Origin of the sequence: Salinivibrio proteolyticus (genome assembly GCF_001996165.1) — a bacterium.
GTDB classification, from domain to species: domain Bacteria; phylum Pseudomonadota; class Gammaproteobacteria; order Enterobacterales; family Vibrionaceae; genus Salinivibrio; species Salinivibrio proteolyticus.
Map to the genome: position 1 here is coordinate 236,830 of NZ_MUFP01000006.1, position 17,768 is coordinate 254,597.

15 protein-coding genes are annotated in these 17,768 nt (G+C 49.5%); 9 read left to right on the forward strand and 6 right to left on the reverse strand.

What is annotated here, in order from left to right:
- The first annotated feature begins 4 nt into the window (after window positions 1–4).
- The 3 genes from rplS (at window position 5) to BZJ19_RS06830 (ending at window position 2,501) form a co-directional block, all read left to right on the forward strand.
- A complete protein-coding gene (gene rplS / locus BZJ19_RS06820; RefSeq protein WP_077675055.1) occupies window positions 5–358 on the forward strand; it encodes a 50S ribosomal protein L19 in 354 nt (117 codons plus the stop codon).
- Window positions 359–585: 227 nt separating this feature from the next.
- Complete coding sequence (locus BZJ19_RS06825) at window positions 586–2,010, forward strand: carbon starvation CstA family protein (RefSeq protein WP_077675056.1); 1,425 nt, start codon at window positions 586–588, stop codon at window positions 2,008–2,010.
- 101 nt (window positions 2,011–2,111) lie between these two features.
- Entirely contained in the window at window positions 2,112–2,501 is a 390-nt protein-coding gene (locus BZJ19_RS06830; RefSeq protein ID WP_077675057.1) for a DUF2799 domain-containing protein, read from the forward strand.
- A gap of 19 nt (window positions 2,502–2,520) precedes the next feature.
- Here BZJ19_RS06830 and btsR read toward each other — a convergent pair whose 3' ends face one another.
- Complete coding sequence (btsR, locus tag BZJ19_RS06835; protein WP_077675058.1) at window positions 2,521–3,240, reverse strand: two-component system response regulator BtsR; 720 nt, start codon at window positions 3,238–3,240, stop codon at window positions 2,521–2,523.
- Window positions 3,237–4,934 carry a sensor histidine kinase gene (locus tag BZJ19_RS06840; protein ID WP_069586889.1) on the reverse strand — a complete coding sequence of 566 codons (1,698 nt, stop codon included), beginning with the start codon at window positions 4,932–4,934 and terminating at the stop codon, window positions 3,237–3,239. Before BZJ19_RS06840 ends, btsR begins: the two co-directional genes overlap by 4 nt.
- Window positions 4,935–5,120: 186 nt before the next feature.
- On the opposite strand from BZJ19_RS06840, the gene BZJ19_RS06845 reads away from it, so the two are divergent.
- The 4 genes from BZJ19_RS06845 (at window position 5,121) to BZJ19_RS06865 (ending at window position 9,376) form a co-directional block, all read left to right on the forward strand.
- Window positions 5,121–6,197: a 3-deoxy-7-phosphoheptulonate synthase gene (locus tag BZJ19_RS06845; protein WP_077675059.1), complete on the forward strand. Its 1,077-nt coding sequence runs from the start codon at window positions 5,121–5,123 to the stop codon at window positions 6,195–6,197.
- Window positions 6,198–6,200: 3 nt separating this feature from the next.
- Window positions 6,201–7,334, forward strand: coding sequence for a bifunctional chorismate mutase/prephenate dehydrogenase (gene tyrA, locus BZJ19_RS06850; protein WP_077675060.1), 1,134 nt, complete (start codon window positions 6,201–6,203; stop codon window positions 7,332–7,334).
- 614 nt (window positions 7,335–7,948) lie between these two features.
- On the forward strand, window positions 7,949–8,275 hold the full coding sequence (locus tag BZJ19_RS06860) for a hypothetical protein (RefSeq protein ID WP_131826387.1): 327 nt from the start codon (window positions 7,949–7,951) through the stop codon (window positions 8,273–8,275).
- Between the two features lie 327 nt (window positions 8,276–8,602).
- Window positions 8,603–9,376, forward strand: coding sequence for a 5'-nucleotidase, lipoprotein e(P4) family (locus BZJ19_RS06865; RefSeq protein WP_077675062.1), 774 nt, complete (start codon window positions 8,603–8,605; stop codon window positions 9,374–9,376).
- A 78-nt stretch (window positions 9,377–9,454) separates the two neighbouring features.
- Here BZJ19_RS06865 and pheA read toward each other — a convergent pair whose 3' ends face one another.
- The 4 genes from pheA to BZJ19_RS06885 form a co-directional block, all read right to left on the reverse strand.
- Window positions 9,455–10,639, reverse strand: coding sequence for a prephenate dehydratase (gene pheA, locus BZJ19_RS06870; RefSeq protein WP_077675063.1), 1,185 nt, complete (start codon window positions 10,637–10,639; stop codon window positions 9,455–9,457).
- A gap of 258 nt (window positions 10,640–10,897) precedes the next feature.
- A complete protein-coding gene (hpf, locus tag BZJ19_RS06875; protein WP_069586681.1) occupies window positions 10,898–11,248 on the reverse strand; it encodes a ribosome hibernation-promoting factor, HPF/YfiA family in 351 nt (116 codons plus the stop codon).
- A 396-nt stretch (window positions 11,249–11,644) separates the two neighbouring features.
- Window positions 11,645–12,676, reverse strand: a complete 1,032-nt coding sequence (dapD, locus tag BZJ19_RS06880) for a 2,3,4,5-tetrahydropyridine-2,6-dicarboxylate N-succinyltransferase (RefSeq protein WP_077675064.1) — start codon at window positions 12,674–12,676, stop codon at window positions 11,645–11,647.
- A 225-nt stretch (window positions 12,677–12,901) separates the two neighbouring features.
- Window positions 12,902–13,210, reverse strand: a complete 309-nt coding sequence (locus tag BZJ19_RS06885) for a YebG family protein (protein ID WP_077675065.1) — start codon at window positions 13,208–13,210, stop codon at window positions 12,902–12,904.
- 83 nt (window positions 13,211–13,293) lie between these two features.
- On the opposite strand from BZJ19_RS06885, the gene BZJ19_RS06890 reads away from it, so the two are divergent.
- Window positions 13,294–13,977, forward strand: coding sequence for a DNA-3-methyladenine glycosylase I (locus BZJ19_RS06890; RefSeq protein WP_077675066.1), 684 nt, complete (start codon window positions 13,294–13,296; stop codon window positions 13,975–13,977).
- A gap of 134 nt (window positions 13,978–14,111) precedes the next feature.
- Window positions 14,112–17,492 carry an exodeoxyribonuclease V subunit gamma gene (gene recC / locus BZJ19_RS06895; RefSeq protein ID WP_077675067.1) on the forward strand — a complete coding sequence of 1,127 codons (3,381 nt, stop codon included), beginning with the start codon at window positions 14,112–14,114 and terminating at the stop codon, window positions 17,490–17,492.
- Window positions 17,493–17,768 lie beyond the last annotated feature (276 nt).

Sequence of the window (17,768 nt, forward strand, 5' to 3'; positions counted from 1 at the left end):
GACAATGAGTAACATCATCAAGCAGCTCGAAGACGAGCAAATGAAAAAAGACCTGCCTGAGTTTCAAGCAGGTGACACTGTCCTGGTACAGGTTAAAGTAAAAGAAGGTAACCGTGAGCGTCTGCAATCATACGAAGGTGTGGTAATTGCTAAGCGTAACCGTGGCCTGCACTCTGCATTCACCGTACGTAAAATGTCTAGCGGTGAAGGTGTAGAGCGTACTTTCCAAACTCACTCGCCAGTTATCGACAGCATTACTGTTAAACGTCGCGGTGCAGTACGTCGTGCCAAACTGTACTACCTGCGTGAGCGTTCTGGTAAGTCAGCTCGAATCAAAGAGCGTCTTAACAAGAAGTAATCGCTCCGGCGTTTATTGCTCAGAAAGCCCGTCCCGATGGACGGGCTTTTTTATTGTTCTCTTACAGTCAGGTCACGAAACCACTTAATGTCCGTCACGACCATTTAACTTGCTATGTTGCCACTCAATGAAAGAGCGCAAGACATAGACAGACAACAGGGCAAAATGGCATCTGTACCTTACTCACTGATTAGCAGCATCGCTGCGTATCGAGACGGAGAACGAGAATGTCCTGGTTTCTACTCTGCGTAGTGGCTTTGATCGCCGGCTACTTCACTTATGGCACCTTTATTACCAAGGTGTTCGGTCCTAAACCCGAACAAGCCACACCTGCCATGAGCATGAACGATGGTGTGGATTACGTCCCGCTATCTGATAAGAAAGTTTATCTTATTCAACTTCTTAATATTGCAGGCCTTGGGCCGATTTTTGGTCCAATCCTCGGTGCCTTGTATGGGCCGGTAGCCATGTTATGGATTGTGTTTGGCTGTATATTTGCCGGTGCGGTCCATGACTATTTCTCAGGTATGCTGAGTGTCCGAGCAAAAGGCGCGTCGGTTCCTGCGGTGGTCGGCGAGCACTTAGGTAACTTCGCTAAACATTTTATGAACTTCTTTGCGGTGTTACTCTTGATGCTAGTGGGCGTAGTCTTTGTATTGGGCCCTGCCAAGTTGCTAGGTAGCTTATCGGCGATGAGTGTACCGGTATGGGTAGCGATCATTTTTGCTTACTATATCCTCGCGACTGTGGTACCGATCGATAAGATTATTGGCCGCTTCTATCCGTTCTTTGGCGCCTTATTGGTCTTTATGTCGGTTGGCTTAATGATTGGTTTGGCTGTAAGCGATCACAGCTTCTACAGCCAAGGACTCGATTTTGCGACTAACTTCCATCCCACCGATCTGCCGTTGTGGCCATTGCTCTTTATCACCATTGCCTGTGGTGCTGTGTCAGGTTTTCATGCCACCCAGTCGCCATTGATGGCGCGCTGCATGCAAAATGAAAAGTCGGGTCGCTTTATCTTCTATGGCGCCATGATTGGTGAAGGTGTGATCGCGCTTATCTGGTGTAGCTTAGGATTAAGCTTTTACGAATCCACGGATGCGTTAAACCAAACGCTCGCCAATGGTGGCCCTGCCGCTGTGGTGCATGAGGTCTCTACGTCTCTCTTGGGCACCGTTGGGGGCATTATGGCGGTATTAGGTGTGATTGTATTGCCTATCACCTCAGGGGATACCGCGTTCCGTTCTGCACGTTTGATCATTGCTGACTTTTTGAACATTCAGCAAAAGCCATTGATGAAACGTCTCCTGATTGCGATTCCTATGTTTGTGGTGGGTTACTTGATCACCAAGGCTGAGTTTGGCGTGATTTGGCGCTACTTTGGTTGGGCCAACCAAACCACGGCGATGATCATGTTGTGGGCCGCGGCAGCCTACCTAATTAAGCGTGATAAGCTGCACTGGGTCTGCACCATTCCAGCGATGTTTATGACCGCAGTGACGGTGACCTACTTAGCCAACGCCGACATTGGCTTTGGCTTACCGATGAACACAGCGACCATTATTGGCCTGGTAACAACGGTGGTGGCGAGTATTGCGTTCCTCGTGGTCTATAAGCTGAACCCTCAGCTGATTGCTGACGAGCAGTGATGCCATCCTAACCAATTGGTATTACAGCAATAACGTATAAAATACGCTAAGATCAAAGCCTCAGCACTTGCTGGGGCTTTTTTGATCAAAAGGATGGTGGCATGAAACACGCGCTTTTTTCGTTACTGACTATTGTGCTAATGGCGGGGTGTGCAGCGTCGACCACACAAGCGTTAGTGGATGAGCAAAACTGGTATGGACTGGGTGAGCAAGATGGCCAGCGCGGGCTACCACAGCGAACCTTAAACGATTTACGCACACTGTCGAACAAAGCGGGCGACCGTATGACCGCCAATTACCTCGACTACGAGCAAGGCTATATTCATGGCATTGACGCATACTGCAATCCTGCACATGCGTATCAACTCGGGTTGGATGGCAACCCCTATATGGGCGTGTGCGAAAGCCGACCCGGCTCACAGCGTTTTCGTATGGAGTGGCAACGTGGCTATAACGATTACCAAAGCCAAGCGAATAGCCAGTTTTACTAGCGCCAAACCGGTGTCGGCATCAATTGTGGGTAAGGCCAAGTTTATCTTTCAGTGCCTTAAGATAACGTCGGCTTACCGGTACCGAATGAGCGGAGGCGGTCACCACCTCCGCGAGTCCATTGTCTAACAACCGGATCTCCCGAATGGCGGCAGGATGCACCAAAAATTGTCGGTGGCAGCGCATTAAGGGCGTTTTGTCTTCCAAGACTTTCAAGCTTAAATGGGTGACGGATTCACCATTGGCGGTGAGTAGTGTCACGCCAGTTACTGAGGTGCGTGCCACTTCAACATCCTGGTGAGGCACTAAGGTAATCCGATTATGGCCCGCACAAGGGAGCAGCTCCAGTGCGGGTGTGATCGCCTGATAGTCCTCTTGTCGGTTTAACTCACGCAACAGTTTGTCGAGTGACTTTTTTAAGCGCGCGGTTTCGATGGGCTTGAGCAAATAATCAAATGCGTTGTCTTCAAAGGCTTGTACAGCAAACTCATCATAGGCGGTAACAAACACCACTTTGGGCATGGTCTCGGGGTCAAGCATTGCAAGCAACTCAAGGCCGGTGACGCGAGGCATTTGAATATCTAAAAACACCACATCGGGACGGGCGTGATTAATGGTCTTCAGTGCATCAATGGCGTTATTGCATTGACCAATGATGGTTACACCGCCTAATCCTAGCAGCTCATCTTCCAAGGCTTCACGTGCATAGAGTTCGTCATCCACGATTAACGCTCTAATCATGCCATGGTCTCCTTGTTTGGGGCAGTATCGGTTAATGGCAAGGTCACGGTGGCTCGTGTCCAGTGATCATGCTGACAGGTCATTTTAAGCCCGTATTGCCCGCCGAATAATCCGCGTATCCGCTTATCAACAATACGAAGCCCCAGCCCAGCATGCTGTGCCGCTGGCTGATAGAGACCTGCATTGTCCTCGACTTGTAAATACAGACACTCGCCTTCTTGCCAACCACGAATGATGATTTGACCGTCGGCCATTAATTGACTGATCCCATGTTTCACCGCGTTCTCAACCAAAGGCTGTAAGGTAAAACTGGGGATCACAGCGTGCAAGATAGCCGGATCAATCTGCTTTTCAACACTCATCCGATCGGCAAAGCGGGCATGTTCGAGTTCCAGATAGGCATCAAGATGATTCAGCTCTTGCTCGAGCGAGACGGTTTCGCGATTTTGCTTTAAATTACTGCGAAAGAAGGTGGATAAGTGCTGGATTAACTGACGGGCGCGCTCTGGCTCGCGCTTGACCACCGCACTGATGGTGTTCAATGCATTAAATAAAAAGTGGGGGTTCACTTGGGCGCGTAACAAGTTTAACTCCGCTTGGGTCAGCAAGGTTTGCTGGCGCTGATAACGGCCGGTTAAAATTTGGTTGGAGAGCAAACGCGCGATCCCTTCTCCCATGGTGACATTGATTGCCGAGAACAGTTTACGTTTTGGCTCATAAAGCTTCACCGTCCCTAACACATAGCCATCCCCGCCACGCAGCGGGATCACCAATACAGAGCCCAGTTTGCAATGGGGGGACAGTGAGCAGCAATAAGGGGTATCCGCGCCGTCGATATAGATGAGTTGGTCATCCGCAATAGCACGTCGGGTATAATCGGACGCAATGGGAGTGCCGGGCAAGTGGTGGTCATCACCAATGCCGGTAAAGGCGAGGATTTTCTCGCGGTCTGTGATTGCCACAGCCCCCACGCCGGTTTCTTGCTGGATAATGGCGGCGACCTGTTCACTACTTTGTTGATTAAACCCGCTGCTTAAAATACCGACTGATCGTTCAGCAATTTTAAGTGCTTTACTGGAAAACGCTGCTGAATAGCGCTCGAACAGCGTCTTGCGATCAACAATAATGCTCATAAACATCGCGGCACCGACTGAGTTAGCGATCACCATGGGCGCGGCGATCGCACTGACGAGCTCATAAGCACGACTAAAGGGTTCAGCGACGGCGAGAATGATGGCCATTTGTACCAGCTCTGCTACAAACGTCACGCTTAGGACCACGGTAGGGGAAAACAAACGGCTGGTTTGGTTGCGAGAGACCAAGTAGCGGTGCATTAAGCCGCCAATCACGCCCTCTGCTGTGGTCGAGATCGCACAAGCTAAATCTGTAAACCCTCCTAAACTATAGCGATGTAGTCCGCCGGTTAAGCCGACCAAAAACCCCACCACAGGGCCGCCAAGCAGACCGCCAAGAACGGCACCGATAGCGCGGGTATTCGCGATTGCGTCTTGGATGTGCAACCCAAAATAGGTGCCGAGAATACAGAAGCCGGAAAAGAGCACATAGCAGACACACTTGTGCGATAGCCGCCCAGAAATACTGAGCAGCGGCATAAACACAGGGGTTTTGCTCAGCAAATACGCGATCACAAGATACACGCTCATCTGCTGCAGCAACGAAAGCACTAACGCCATAACAATAATAAGGGGTAACTAGAGTTCTCCGTTATAGTAACTGTTGGTGATAAAAGACTCTAATTAAAAATGCATGTGTAAATTAAAAATTACACCGTAATTTAAATGATACAGTTGCTATTGCTTTTAAAATATGGGCTGGTATTGTCTATGTAAAACATAGTGAACATATATTAGGGCAAGGTCATGCAGCAAGATTCGGTAACCAATATCAACATTCGCGATGAACAAGTGCTACTCACACCAGAGCAACTTCGCGATCAATTTCCTATCGCCAAAAGTACCCGAGCGGCGATTAGTCAGGCCCGTCAGACCGTGGCAGATATTATCAACAAGCGTGATCATCGCTTGCTTGTGGTCTGTGGTCCGTGCTCAATTCATGATGTCGACGCGGCGAAAGACTATGCCCGTCGTTTGAAAGCCCTGTCCGATGAGCTGAGCGACCACTTGTTTATTGTGATGCGGGTTTACTTTGAAAAACCACGCACCACAGTGGGCTGGAAAGGGCTTATCAATGATCCACACTTGGATGGCAGCTTTGATGTTGAGTTTGGATTAAAGCAAGCACGCAGTCTGCTCACTGAACTTGCTGAAATGGGACTGCCGTTGGCCACCGAAGCGCTCGACCCCATCAGCCCACAATACATTGGCGATTTGTTTAGCTGGGCGGCGATTGGTGCGCGTACTACCGAGTCACAAACCCACCGTGAAATGGCGAGTGGTCTGTCGATGCCGATTGGCTTTAAAAATGGTACGGATGGCAATCTGGCCACCGCCACCAATGCGATGAAGGCGGCAGCTTCAGGGCACCGTTTTATGGGGATCAACCAAGCCGGCCAAGTGGCATTATTGACCACACAAGGTAACCCCAATGGCCATGTGATTTTACGTGGCGGTAAGCAAACCAACTATGATTCAGTCTCTGTGGCCGAGTGCGAGCAGCAACTGCGCGATGCCAACCTGACGCCATCGCTGATGGTCGATTGTAGCCATGCGAACTCTCGCAAAGATTACCGTCGCCAAACCCTGGTCGCTGAAGATGTGATCCACCAGATTAATCAGGGCAACCAGTCTATTATCGGTCTTATGCTAGAAAGTCATATCCATGCGGGAAATCAGTCGGCGGATCTGCCCAAAGAAGAGATGGCGTACGGCGTCTCGATCACTGATGCTTGCATTGATTGGGCGTCTACCGAACAATTGCTGCGTCATACGCACCAAGCGTTGGCAACTTCTCTACAACAACGGATTCAACAGGACTAAATCATGGTGGCGGAACTAAGCCGACTGCGCGATCAAATCGATGATGTCGACAAACAAATGGTAACTCTACTCGCCAAACGACTGGCACTGGTTGCGGAAGTGGGAGAGGTAAAAAGTCAGCATGGCTTGCCCATTTATGCGCCTGACCGTGAAGCGGCCATGTTAGCGTCTCGACGAGCAGAAGCCGAAGCGCAAGGGGTGCCGCCCGATTTGATTGAAGATGTGCTGCGACGCACAATGCGCGAGTCGTACAGTAGCGAAAACGACTCTGGATTTAAGTGTTTAAACCCGGATTTGCGCCGCATCGTGGTGATTGGCGGAGAAGGGCAGCTAGGTCGCTTATTTGCACGCTTATTCCGCCTATCGGGCTATCAAGTGTCTGTGTTGGAGAAAAACGATTGGGACAACGCAGAGGCATTGCTCGCAGATGCCAGCATGGTGGTGGTCTCTGTGCCGATTGATGTCACCGAAACTGTGATTAGCAAGCTTCAGCAGCTTCCGAAAGACTGTATTTTGGCAGACCTTACCTCCGTTAAATCTGGCCCGCTACAAGCCATGCTAACGGCGCATCAAGGCCCCGTTGTGGGGCTGCACCCCATGTTTGGTCCTGATGTGGCTAGCCTGGCTAAGCAGGTCATTGTTTACTGCGATGGTCGCGAGCCAGAAGCCTACCAATGGCTGCTCGAGCAATTCCGTATTTGGGGGGCGGGACTGCATAGGATCAGTGCTGTTGAGCATGATGAGGGCATGACGCTGATCCAAGCGCTACGTCACTTTACGTCGTTTGTTTACGGCGTGCATCTGGCAGAAGAAAACCCCAACTTAGATCAGCTCACCGCGTTAAGCTCACCGATTTATCGCTTAGAGCTTGCCATGGTGGGGCGCCTGTTCGCCCAAGATGCGGGTCTGTATGCGGATATTATTATGTCCTCGCCGCAAAATCTGGCGATGATTAAGCGCTTTTACCAGCGTTTTGGGGAAGCGATTGATTTGCTTGAACAACACGACAAAGCCACCTTTGTCGATGCGTTTGCCCAAGTCGAAAACTGGTTTGGCGACTACGCCCCGCGCTTTTTACAAGAAAGCCAAGGCCTGTTGCGACAAGCCAACGATGCCACCCAGCGTACCGCGACCTAGTTTATGTAAACCAGTCCGACAATAGATGAAAAATCTATACCCAAACCAGCCGCTTGGCTGGTTTTTTGATAGCGTAGAGATACTATATCTGTCATAGATAGCAAATGAATAAAAATAATGAGGTAACTAAAGTGGGATTTTGATCCTAAAAAATATCCTACTTTTAGTTAGGAGTGGTTTTTCAATCGATTTTTATTTATATTTTTATAGTGTTTTTTCGTTTTTTATTATTACTTTGGCTACAGACTAATTAAAAATAAGACTTTTATGCAGAATCGATATTTTCCATTGGTAGGTTTTATATATATAGTGTTCAGCTCTTCGTTGTTATTTTCAATGTCTACAGTTGGAGACTATGTAGAGCACGCTATTAATTTTATATCACCTATTGTGATGTTTTTTGTCATTATCGCATTATATTCAAAGTATAGAAATAGAGTTATTTTTAGCGATTTAGAGTGTAAAGTTATCGCTTTATCATATGTTTCAATTACTATCGCCGACTATTTGTATCCTATTTTAAGGTATTGGGATCAGAGCTTTAGTTCTAGTCATTATTCTCTGTTTTTAATCGAGGTTGGTATTAATGCTGCAATAGCAAAGGTCATTATAAAATGAGTATGAATCCTAAGTCACTTTTAGGCTCTATATCTAAAGCATCTCCTTTGGCTACACCTTTGGAAATGATGTATGGACTACTAGAAGACAAAAAAGATGCCAATGAAAAATATAATGCTTTAATTCCAATACTACATGATGCTTTGTCTCGTGGGTATCGATTTGAGTCTAAGGAAATACAGTCAATTGTTAAAATACTTAGAGATATGCCCCCAGCTGGAGCTAGAAGAAATAATTTTGAAAAATTATACTTAAAAGATGAGTATACATTGAGAAAGTTGCCTAAAGACGCCAGAGATATTCCATATGGACACTGGTATTAATGAAAAAAAGCCCATATCGTGGGCTTTTTTTGCGTGATACGGTCCAGCCGTCGATGAGCCCTAAGGGGAATACGTCGGTGCTTACAGACTTCTCCTGCACTCAACTAGAGAGCAGCGATGCTGCAGATTGTGACCATTAAAACTATCAATATTCAACCAATGATTGGTGATAAAAACTATTTTTGTAGTTCATTGTTGGTTTTTTATGCTATTTGATGATGATATAGAAATACATTATGATAAAAAATGTAACTTAAAGTTACATCTTGTAACTTTGCTGTGAGGAGGGCTTGCAGCTTACATACACACATCAATGGAGATGATTTCATGAGAATCGCCCGATACTGCAATATTGCTGTCGCCACAGCGTTCACTAGCCTAGCATTCATGACATCGGGTCATGCGGTTGCGCAAGATGGCGCAGGCTGTGAACAGGCTGAATATGCAATGGGGCTTCGTTATCAGCAGCAATCCGCAGAAGTGATTGCGATGCAGCGTCAAACGTTTGAACTCGCCACTTTCCGTTTAGAGCAACAAATTCAATCTCATGGCGAGAATGCAAACCTAGCCATCATGACCGACTTAGATGAAACCATTATTGATAATGGTGCCTTGCTAGTCAGAGATATGCAGGCCTGTCACGATTTCACCAGTTGGGATACTTGGAAGCACTGGGAGCGCGAAGGGCAGCCACGTCTTATTCCTGGGGCAAAAGCATTTTTAGACTTTGCCGACCAACATGATGTGGCGATTTACTATGTCTCTGATCGTTACCAAGAAAATAAATCAGACACCTTGGCGACGTTGAAAGCACTGGCCTTGCCGCAAGTTGCGGATGACCACGTCTTACTCTTAGGTCCACCTAAAGCCGAGCGCCGTAAAATTGTCGAGAACAAGCATACCTTAGTGATGCAGCTAGGCGATTCTCTGCATGACTTTTCTGGCGAGTTTGGTGATGCGGATCTTAAGCAACAACGTGCCTTAGTGAACAAACATGCTAAGCACTTTGGTCAAGACTGGATTGTACTGCCAAACGCTATGTACGGTGATTGGAGTGAAGCCAAACTCACTGGCTGGAATGCGCCATTCGAGTATAAATAGTCGCGCGATTGCCTGATATAAAGCCCACACTGTGGGCTTTTTTATGGGTAGCTGATTTATGGGCAATGGATAGTTTAGTTAGTCGTTGCTGTCCGGTAGCGACACCTCGGTGGGAGAAATGGTCTCTGACGGGTAGCAGCCGAGCACTTTTAGATAACGGGTCAAAGTAGTGAGCTCGTCCAGCGCACTTTGCATCACCTCACTGGCCATATTGGCCTCTACATCGACATAAAACATCTCTTCCCATGGGTTGCCAAGCACTGGCCGAGATTCAAGCTTGGTCATATTGATGCCGCGCTCTCGCAATACCATCAAACACTCCACCAAAGACCCCGCTTGCTGCGACGTCGACATAATGAACGTGGTTTTTGCAGGTGTAAGTTTGGACACTTTGACCGGCTTACGGGCCACTACGATAAAGCGGGTGTAGTTTTGCTGCTGATTCGCTATATCTGATTTGATTGCCGTGAGGCCATACAACTCACCACTGGCGGCATGGCCGATGGCAGCTACATTAGGTTGGTTTAAATCTGCCACTTGCTGCATCGCGTCAGCGGTGCTTGAACAGTACACTTTATTGATTTTGCCTAAGGTATCGACATACTCGCTGCATTGCTGATGAGGCTGGGGGTGCGCGTAGAGGGTATCAATATGGCTGGGATCTTGGTCACCAACGGTCAGTAAGCAATGAGCAATGGGAAGGGTTAACTCGCCAACGATAGATAACCGGGTATGCTGCAGCTGATCGTACACTTCATTGATCGACCCTGAGCTAGTATTTTCAACAGGTAATAAGCCATAGTCGGCATGGCCGGTTTCTACCGTTTCGATCACTTGTTTAAAGCTGTCACAGGCCATTTCAACCAATTCAGTCTGCTTGCGGCTAAAGTACTGGCGCGCGGCGAGATAGGAGTACGAACCTTGGCTGCCCAAAAAGGAAACCCGTGCCACTGGACGTTGATTGTCGGGGTTGGCCAGAGCTTGCAGATAACGCTGCTGAATCAGCACCGAGTCTTCAATAATGGTGTGGAAAATACTCAGCACATAGTGGGCGTCCAGTTGGTGAGCGCTGCCATCACTGACCAATTTTTCCAATAAGGCTTGTTCTCGTGCTTGATCGCGAATCGGTTTTTGAATTGCGATTTTGTTTTTCGCGACATCCACGCTGAGGCGGCGGCGCTCGGCCAGTAAAGTCAGCAGTTCGTGGTCTAACTGGCTGATCCGAGTACGGATCTCGTCCAGTGAAAGTGGCGTGTCTGGCATACATTATCCTTGTTCTAATACAAAAAAACCTCCCGGTTGGGAGGTTAGAGCGCCATGCTGTTAAGGCTTAGCACGCTTCCTCCCGCACAGGCGAGATAAAAAAGAAGCGAAAGAAACGAGCAATAATCAGCATAGGGCCTTGGTTGTTATGTTTGCGTGTCAATTAACCATATTGACAGCGGGGGGGGCTGTCAAGCACCAAAAAGCCCCGCGAGGGCGGGGCTGACATGTTTAGCGGGTGAGGTAATGCAATGCGGATTAGATTTCCTCGTCGGCTGCGTTTTCTTCCATTGCAACCGTTGCCGTTGATTTGTCGTTGCGGCGCGCTTCGCCTTTGTGTTGGACCTTATTTAATTGCTTTTCGAGCTTCTGGCCCACCTCGTTGATCGCTTTATACATGTCATCGCTTTCTGCAGAGGCCACGATGGTTGATCCTGGCAACCCTGCTTTGGCTTCTACTTTGAACTGATGGTTTGGCTCCTTACTGATCACAGCATGAGGATTGATGAGTGCCACCTGCCACTTGGCCAACTTATCAAAGCGGCTTTCGATGCGCTCACGGATGGCGGGAGTGATTTCGATGTTTTTGCCTGCAATTTCCACTCTCATACTCGTTCCTCTTTGTTCCCCTGTATTAGGTTCATATTCAGATTACCGCTTTCCTCCTTTGATAACGTGACTTGGCTCAAGTTTAAAGGGGGGAGAAAAAACGAAAAGTTGAACTGTGAGCATTCACGGATCCTGACATTTGTTAAGCATGAAATCCCTTGAACTTAAAGACAAAAATGCTACCTTGGGAGAGGTCACGAATGCTGATTTACCCGCCAGTCAGGGCCGCGTCGCGCCTATTTATTTTTCTACTTCTCGCTGTGGTTAAAAATGTGCCACAAATCAGCTTGTACTTTTTGGTGCACTGCGGTGAAACGATAGTGGCTCAAGCAAACTGGGCATAAAAAAGGCGACCATGATGGCCGCCTGATAATGCGCTGATAAACAATCAAAGCATTAGTTATTCGCGTGTAGCTCGTGGTTGAGCTCAACCGCACTCTTGTTGGTCAAACACTCAACGGCCCCTGTTTTTGAATTACGACGGAACAGGAGATCGGCTTTGCCCGCCAAGTCACGTGCTTTAACGCTTTCGACCGCATTCCCGTCGGCGTCGAGCATGGTGACTTTAGTACCTGCGGTGACATACAGGCCTGACTCGATGGTGCAACGATCGCCCAATGGGAAGCCAAGGCCGGCGTTGGCACCGAGTAGTGAGTTCTCGCCAATTGAAACGACAATCTGGCCGCCGCCGCTCAAAGTTCCCATGATTGATGCGCCGCCACCAATATCACTGCCGTTGCCGACCATGACTCCCGCGGAGATTCGGCCCTCAACCATGCTGACACCTTCAGTACCGGCATTAAAGTTGATAAAGCCTTCGTGCATCACTGTCGTACCTTCTCCCACATGGGCACCCAAGCGCACTCGGGCGGTATCCGCAATACGCACGCCAGCAGGCACCACGTAATCGGTCATTTTCGGGAATTTATCCACGCACTCAACGGTCAATGTTTCGCCCTTCAGGCGAGCTTCCATTTGACGTTCAGGCAGTTCTGGCAAGTCAATCGGGCCTTGGTTGGTCCAAGCAATGTTGTGTAGCAGACCAAAGAGTCCGTCAAGTACCACACCGTGTGGTTTGACTAAGCGGTGTGAGATCAGTTGAAGCTTGAGGAAGCCTTCCGCCACTGACGCTGGCTTGATGTCATTTTCGAGGATCACCAGTACCAAGGGTTGTGTGGTTTGCTGCGCTTTATTGGCAAAGGTTGCCGCTTGAGAGGCATTCGCTGCCGAGAAGGCTTCGCTGATCGCACCGCATGTTTCAGGCGCTACCTCGATCACTTGGTTACCCGACGTATAGTCGGTGAGGGCGCTAAGCGCGTTAACCAGCTCATCGCTTGGGTTGAGTAGCGGTGCCGGGAAGTAGGCCTCAATGATTTTACCGTCCTGGTTTTTGGTCGCTGTACCTAGCGCCAGAGCAAAGCTTGCCATCGGGGAAGATCTCCTTGTGTATATTTGGGCTTAAAACATCTAACGCTTCATCTTAAAGACAAGCGGCAGTGGTTGGAAGCGATCAAACGGCGGCTGACGAAAAAACCGCACAGGTCGGGGCAGCGATGCGCCTTAATGCATAGGTGGTGAAGGGGGCGGGCATAAAAAAAGCAAGCCACTGGGCTTGCTCTTTCGCGGATCCTAAAAGGGTCAGCAATCACAAGATTAGGCGGCGTCAGCGTCTTTGTCGTCGCTATTTGTGTCCGCTTTGGTCTCGCTTTTAGCCGGCTTTTTCTTTGCCGTCTTGCGCTTAGCGCCCAGCGCTTCGAGGACAGAGTCTTTATGTTCAGCTAGGTATAGCGACAAGGCTTCACGCTTTTCTTCGTCGTCTACCAGTTTGCTCTCTTCAATCAGATCGAACAAGGCGTCTGCCATGTCCAACATTTTGTCGTAGGCATCGGCTTCGGCTTTGGAGGTAAATGTCATCTTCTCTTCTCCTTCGCGTTCGACCACGTACTTGACGATAACGGCCATAATCACCCTCTCTTCATTGATTTACTGTCTTTTTATACAGTACGATAAGGGCCATTGTCTACTGACCCTGCCATGATTGTGACATGAGAGAAAAATTTAGCACTATTTATCAACGTGCCGCCGAACGTAAAGGTGGTCAACGTGCATTAGAGCATATGCTGGTGGCACCGCTTGAACATGATGCCTTGTGTGAGATACCAGATGATCGCTGGCTCGCAGCGTTTAGCCAGAAGGTGTTTCAATCGGGGATTAGTTGGCAGGTAGTGCGTAAAAAATGGCCCGGATTTGAAGAGGTGTTCTGGGGCTTTGATATTGATAAAATGCTGCTGATGCCGCCGGAAATGTGGGAAGAAAAAGCCACCAACCCAGCGATTATTCGTCATCTTACCAAGGTGATGACCATTCCGCACAACGCGGAAATGATTCACCGCGTGCAGCAATCGCACGGCAGTTTTAGCCAGTTTGTCGCCGATTGGCCCAGCGAAGATATTGTCGGTTTGTGGCAGTATTTAAAAAAGCACGGTAAGCGTTTAGGCGGTAATACGGGCGCTTATACCTTGCGCCGAATGGGCAAGGACACCTTCTTGTTTACCCGCGATATCGAGCACTACCTGCGTGCGACTAAAATCGTTGATAGCGGCCGAGAGACCAAGCGGGCGATGCAAGCGGCGCAACAGGCATTTAATGAGTGGCAACAAGAGTCAGGCCGTTCACTGAACCATATCAGCCAGCTGATCGCATTCAGTGTGGGTGATAATCGCGTTTAATCGCTCAGCGATTTGCTGTGCCATCACACGGTTAGCAAGTCGTGTGCGAGGTCGCGGTGTATCGATGGCGGTTTGCGCTTAGTACGGCAATCGGCCACAATCGATGCCAGTTATCTTTCCCATGTGAGCGCCTTGTGTTTACTGTTTATCACTCTAATCAGCTCGATCTGTTGAAGTCCTTGTTGGTCTCCCTAATCCAACAGCGACCACTGTCTGACCCTTTTCAAAAAGAACTTATTCTGGTGCAAAGCCCCGGCATGGCGCAGTGGTTAAAAATGGCACTCGCCAACGAGCAGCAAATTGTCGCCAACGTCGAATTCCCGCTTCCCGCTACCTTTATCTGGCAGTTGTTTGTGCGGGTGTTAGATGGCGTGCCTGAGCGCAGTGATTTCAACAAAGAGGCGATGACATGGAAGCTGATGGATATCTTACCCAGCTGTCTGGATGCGCCAGAGTTTGCTGATTTAGCCGCGTATTTGGAAGATAGCCAGGATCAGCAGCGTGCTTACCAGCTGGCCGAAAAAGTGGCCGATATTTTCGACCAGTATTTGGTCTATCGCCCCGAGTGGGTGCTGTCATGGGAGCAAGAACAACCGGTGCCTGAGCTTGACGATGTGCAGCCTTGGCAGCAAAAACTGTGGCGCCGCTTATACGATCATACTTTGGCGCTGGGCCAATCGCCTTACCATCGCGCTAACTTGTATCAAGAGTTTATCGATACCTTAACCAGCCATCAGCACAAACCTGAAGGGCTTGCTGATATTGAGAGGGTGTTTGTATTTGGCATATCCGCGCTCCCACCACGCTATCTGGATGCGTTGCAAGCACTGGGCGAGCATGTGGAGGTGCATTTTATGTTCACCAACCCATGCCGTTACTATTGGGGCGATATTCGCGACAAGCGCTATCTGGCTAAACGTGCCGCATTGGCGCGGGATAAAATCAGCCGAATTGAAGACATCCCCGCCGAGAGCCAATTGGCACTCGGACTTGATGAGCCCGAGCACGGTGAAGTAGGGAACAGCTTGCTGGCGTCGATGGGAAAACTGGGGCGCGACAACTTACTGCTGCTCTCGGAAATGGCCTGTAATGAGATTGATAGCGGCTTCGTTGAGGTCAACCGCGATAATCTGCTGCATCACATCCAAGCCGATATTTTGGATTTGAATGAGCCGGGCGATCCCAAGCAGACTGAAACCAGTACGGCGAAAACAGAAATCGAGCCAGATGATGCTTCGATCGCAATCCATGCCTGTCACAGCCCGATGCGCGAAGTCGAAGTGCTGCACGATCAGCTACTCGCGATGTTTGAGGCCAACCCATCACTGAGCCCCCGCGATGTGATTGTGATGGTGGCGGATATCAATGCCTACAGCCCCGCCATTCAAGCGGTGTTTGGTAATGCGCCGGGTGAGCGTTTTATTCCGTTTTCCATCTCAGATCGCAGCGCCGATCAAGAAAGCCCGGTGTTAGCCGCCTTTTTGCGCCTGCTCACCCTGCCTGATAGTCGATGCAGTGCGGCGGAGCTGTTGGAAATTCTTGAGGTGCCGGCGGTGTCGCGCCGTTTTGCCATCGACAGCCAACAGTTTGATCAGATTAAGCAGTGGGTGGAAGAAACCGGCATTCGCTGGGGGCTTGATACCCATACCGCGAGCCAATTTGCCTTGCCCGAGCAGTATCAGAATACGTGGCTATTTGGCCTGAAACGTATGCTACTCGGCTACGCGATGCCGAGTGAGGCCGGCTTGTTTGCAGACACCGTTCCTTATGATGAAGTCCAAGGGCTTAATGCGGAGCTGGCGGGGCGGTTAGGGCTGTTTATCGACACCCTGATCCACTACCAGCAACAACTGGCGATTGAATGCGATGGCAAGGCGTGGGTGGCGCGGTTGACTCAAATGCTAGATGATTGCTTCGCCATTGAAGGGGATGAAGAGTTAGCAGTCAAATTAATCCGTACCCAATTAGACAGTTGGCTGACACAGCTTAGCGATGCCGCCTTTACCCACACGCTAACGTTGCCCGTGGTGCGCGATTACTTTAATGGTCGCCTCAACAACGAGCGAGTCAGCCAGCGCTTTTTGGCCGGGCAGGTCAACTTTTGCACCTTGATGCCGATGCGCTCTATTCCCTTTAACGTGGTGTGTCTGCTTGGGATGAATGATGGCGTGTACCCGCGCACTGTGCCTAGCGTCGGATTTGATTTGATGGTGGGCCGCACGCGGGCAGGGGATCGCTCGCGCCGTGACGATGATCGTTACCTGTTTTTAGAAGCGCTGCAGTCAGCACAGCAGCGTTTATATATCAGTTATGTCGGGCGCTCAGTGCAAGATAACAGCTTAAAAGTCCCGTCGGTGCTGGTTACCGAGCTGCTTGAATATTGTACCCAAGGTTACTGTTTGGCCGGTGACCGCGATTTACCCGAAGTCCAGTCACGTCAGCGGCTGGAAGGGACGCTTATCCAGACGCATCCGCTCACTCCCTTTAGCCCAGAGGCGTTTGCTCATGATGGTAGCTACGCGCAAGAGTGGCTACCGGCTGCCAAAGGGCAAGGGACGCAACTGCCGGCATTTATGGATGATGCATTAAGCCCTGATCCGGATAGTCATATCGATCCTGTGATTGAGTTGGCTGAGTTGCAGCGCTTTTGGCGGTTGCCCGTGCGCTACTTTTTCCAACGCCGCTTGAAAGTCTTCTTTGAGCAGTTAGAAGCGCCGTTAGAAGAATTTGAACCCTTTAGCTTAGATACCTTGCACCGCTTTCAACTACGCGATCAGCTGTTAGCGCACTTTATTGAAACCGATGACAGTCCCCAAAGTGTGCAGGATTTTATGGCTCGACAGCGTGGGCAGGGCAAGTTGCCTTTGGCGTACTTTGGCGAACTGACCTTGGATACGCAAGTCACGGTGATCCGTGATATGTACCAACGTTTAACGCCTTTACTCGCCGCGCCGCACCCCGATCTTGAGCTTAATCTGACCCTTCCCACTGCGTTGGGTGAGGTACAACTGCAAGGTTGGCTCAACCGGCGTTATCAAGACTGTTTGGTCCGCTTTCATTGCGGCGATCTGACCGTGCGTCATCAGCTTGCGGTATGGATCGATCATTTATGCCAATGCGCGATGGGCGAAGCCGTGCCGAGTACGCTGGTGGGGGTGAAAGAAACCATCGAGTTTTCCCCACTCAGCAAAGATGACGCGCTTGCACACTTACAAGCTTTGGTTGAAGACTGTCAACAGGGCCTCAACCAGCCGCTTACCTATCTGCCAAGCTCAGTCGGAGCGGGGATAAAAGCCCGAGATGGCAAAAAAGGCTTTGATAACAGTGAAACCGGCCAAGACAAAGCCCTAAAAGCGATACGCGATGCCTTTGTAGGGGGCTTTAATCCTGGCGAAGGGCAAGATCCTTATATCTACCGTGTTTGGCCGCAATGGCGAGAGAGCCTCGGCCAAGCGCTGCTAGCGACAGGCGATCGCCACTTAATGCCGATGCTAGCGCAGCGACAAAAACGTTAGCGTCTTATCTTCCTGCCGTACCTTATTAGCCAGACGTCTTGTCTGGCTTTTTTATGCGTAAAAAAAGAATATTTAACCGTCACACCCTTTGCTCGGACGATGAATGAGGCGGCTAAATGCGGTGCATCACGCGACACTAACAAAGCGGGTTGTTATCACATTGTTGTTTGTTTATTAACCAAATGCGTGCGTTTAACGGATTAATTTATTTGTGGTCTAAACATTAGTTTTGCGATTGTTTTATCGCTGTGATTTATATATTTGTTTATTTATATC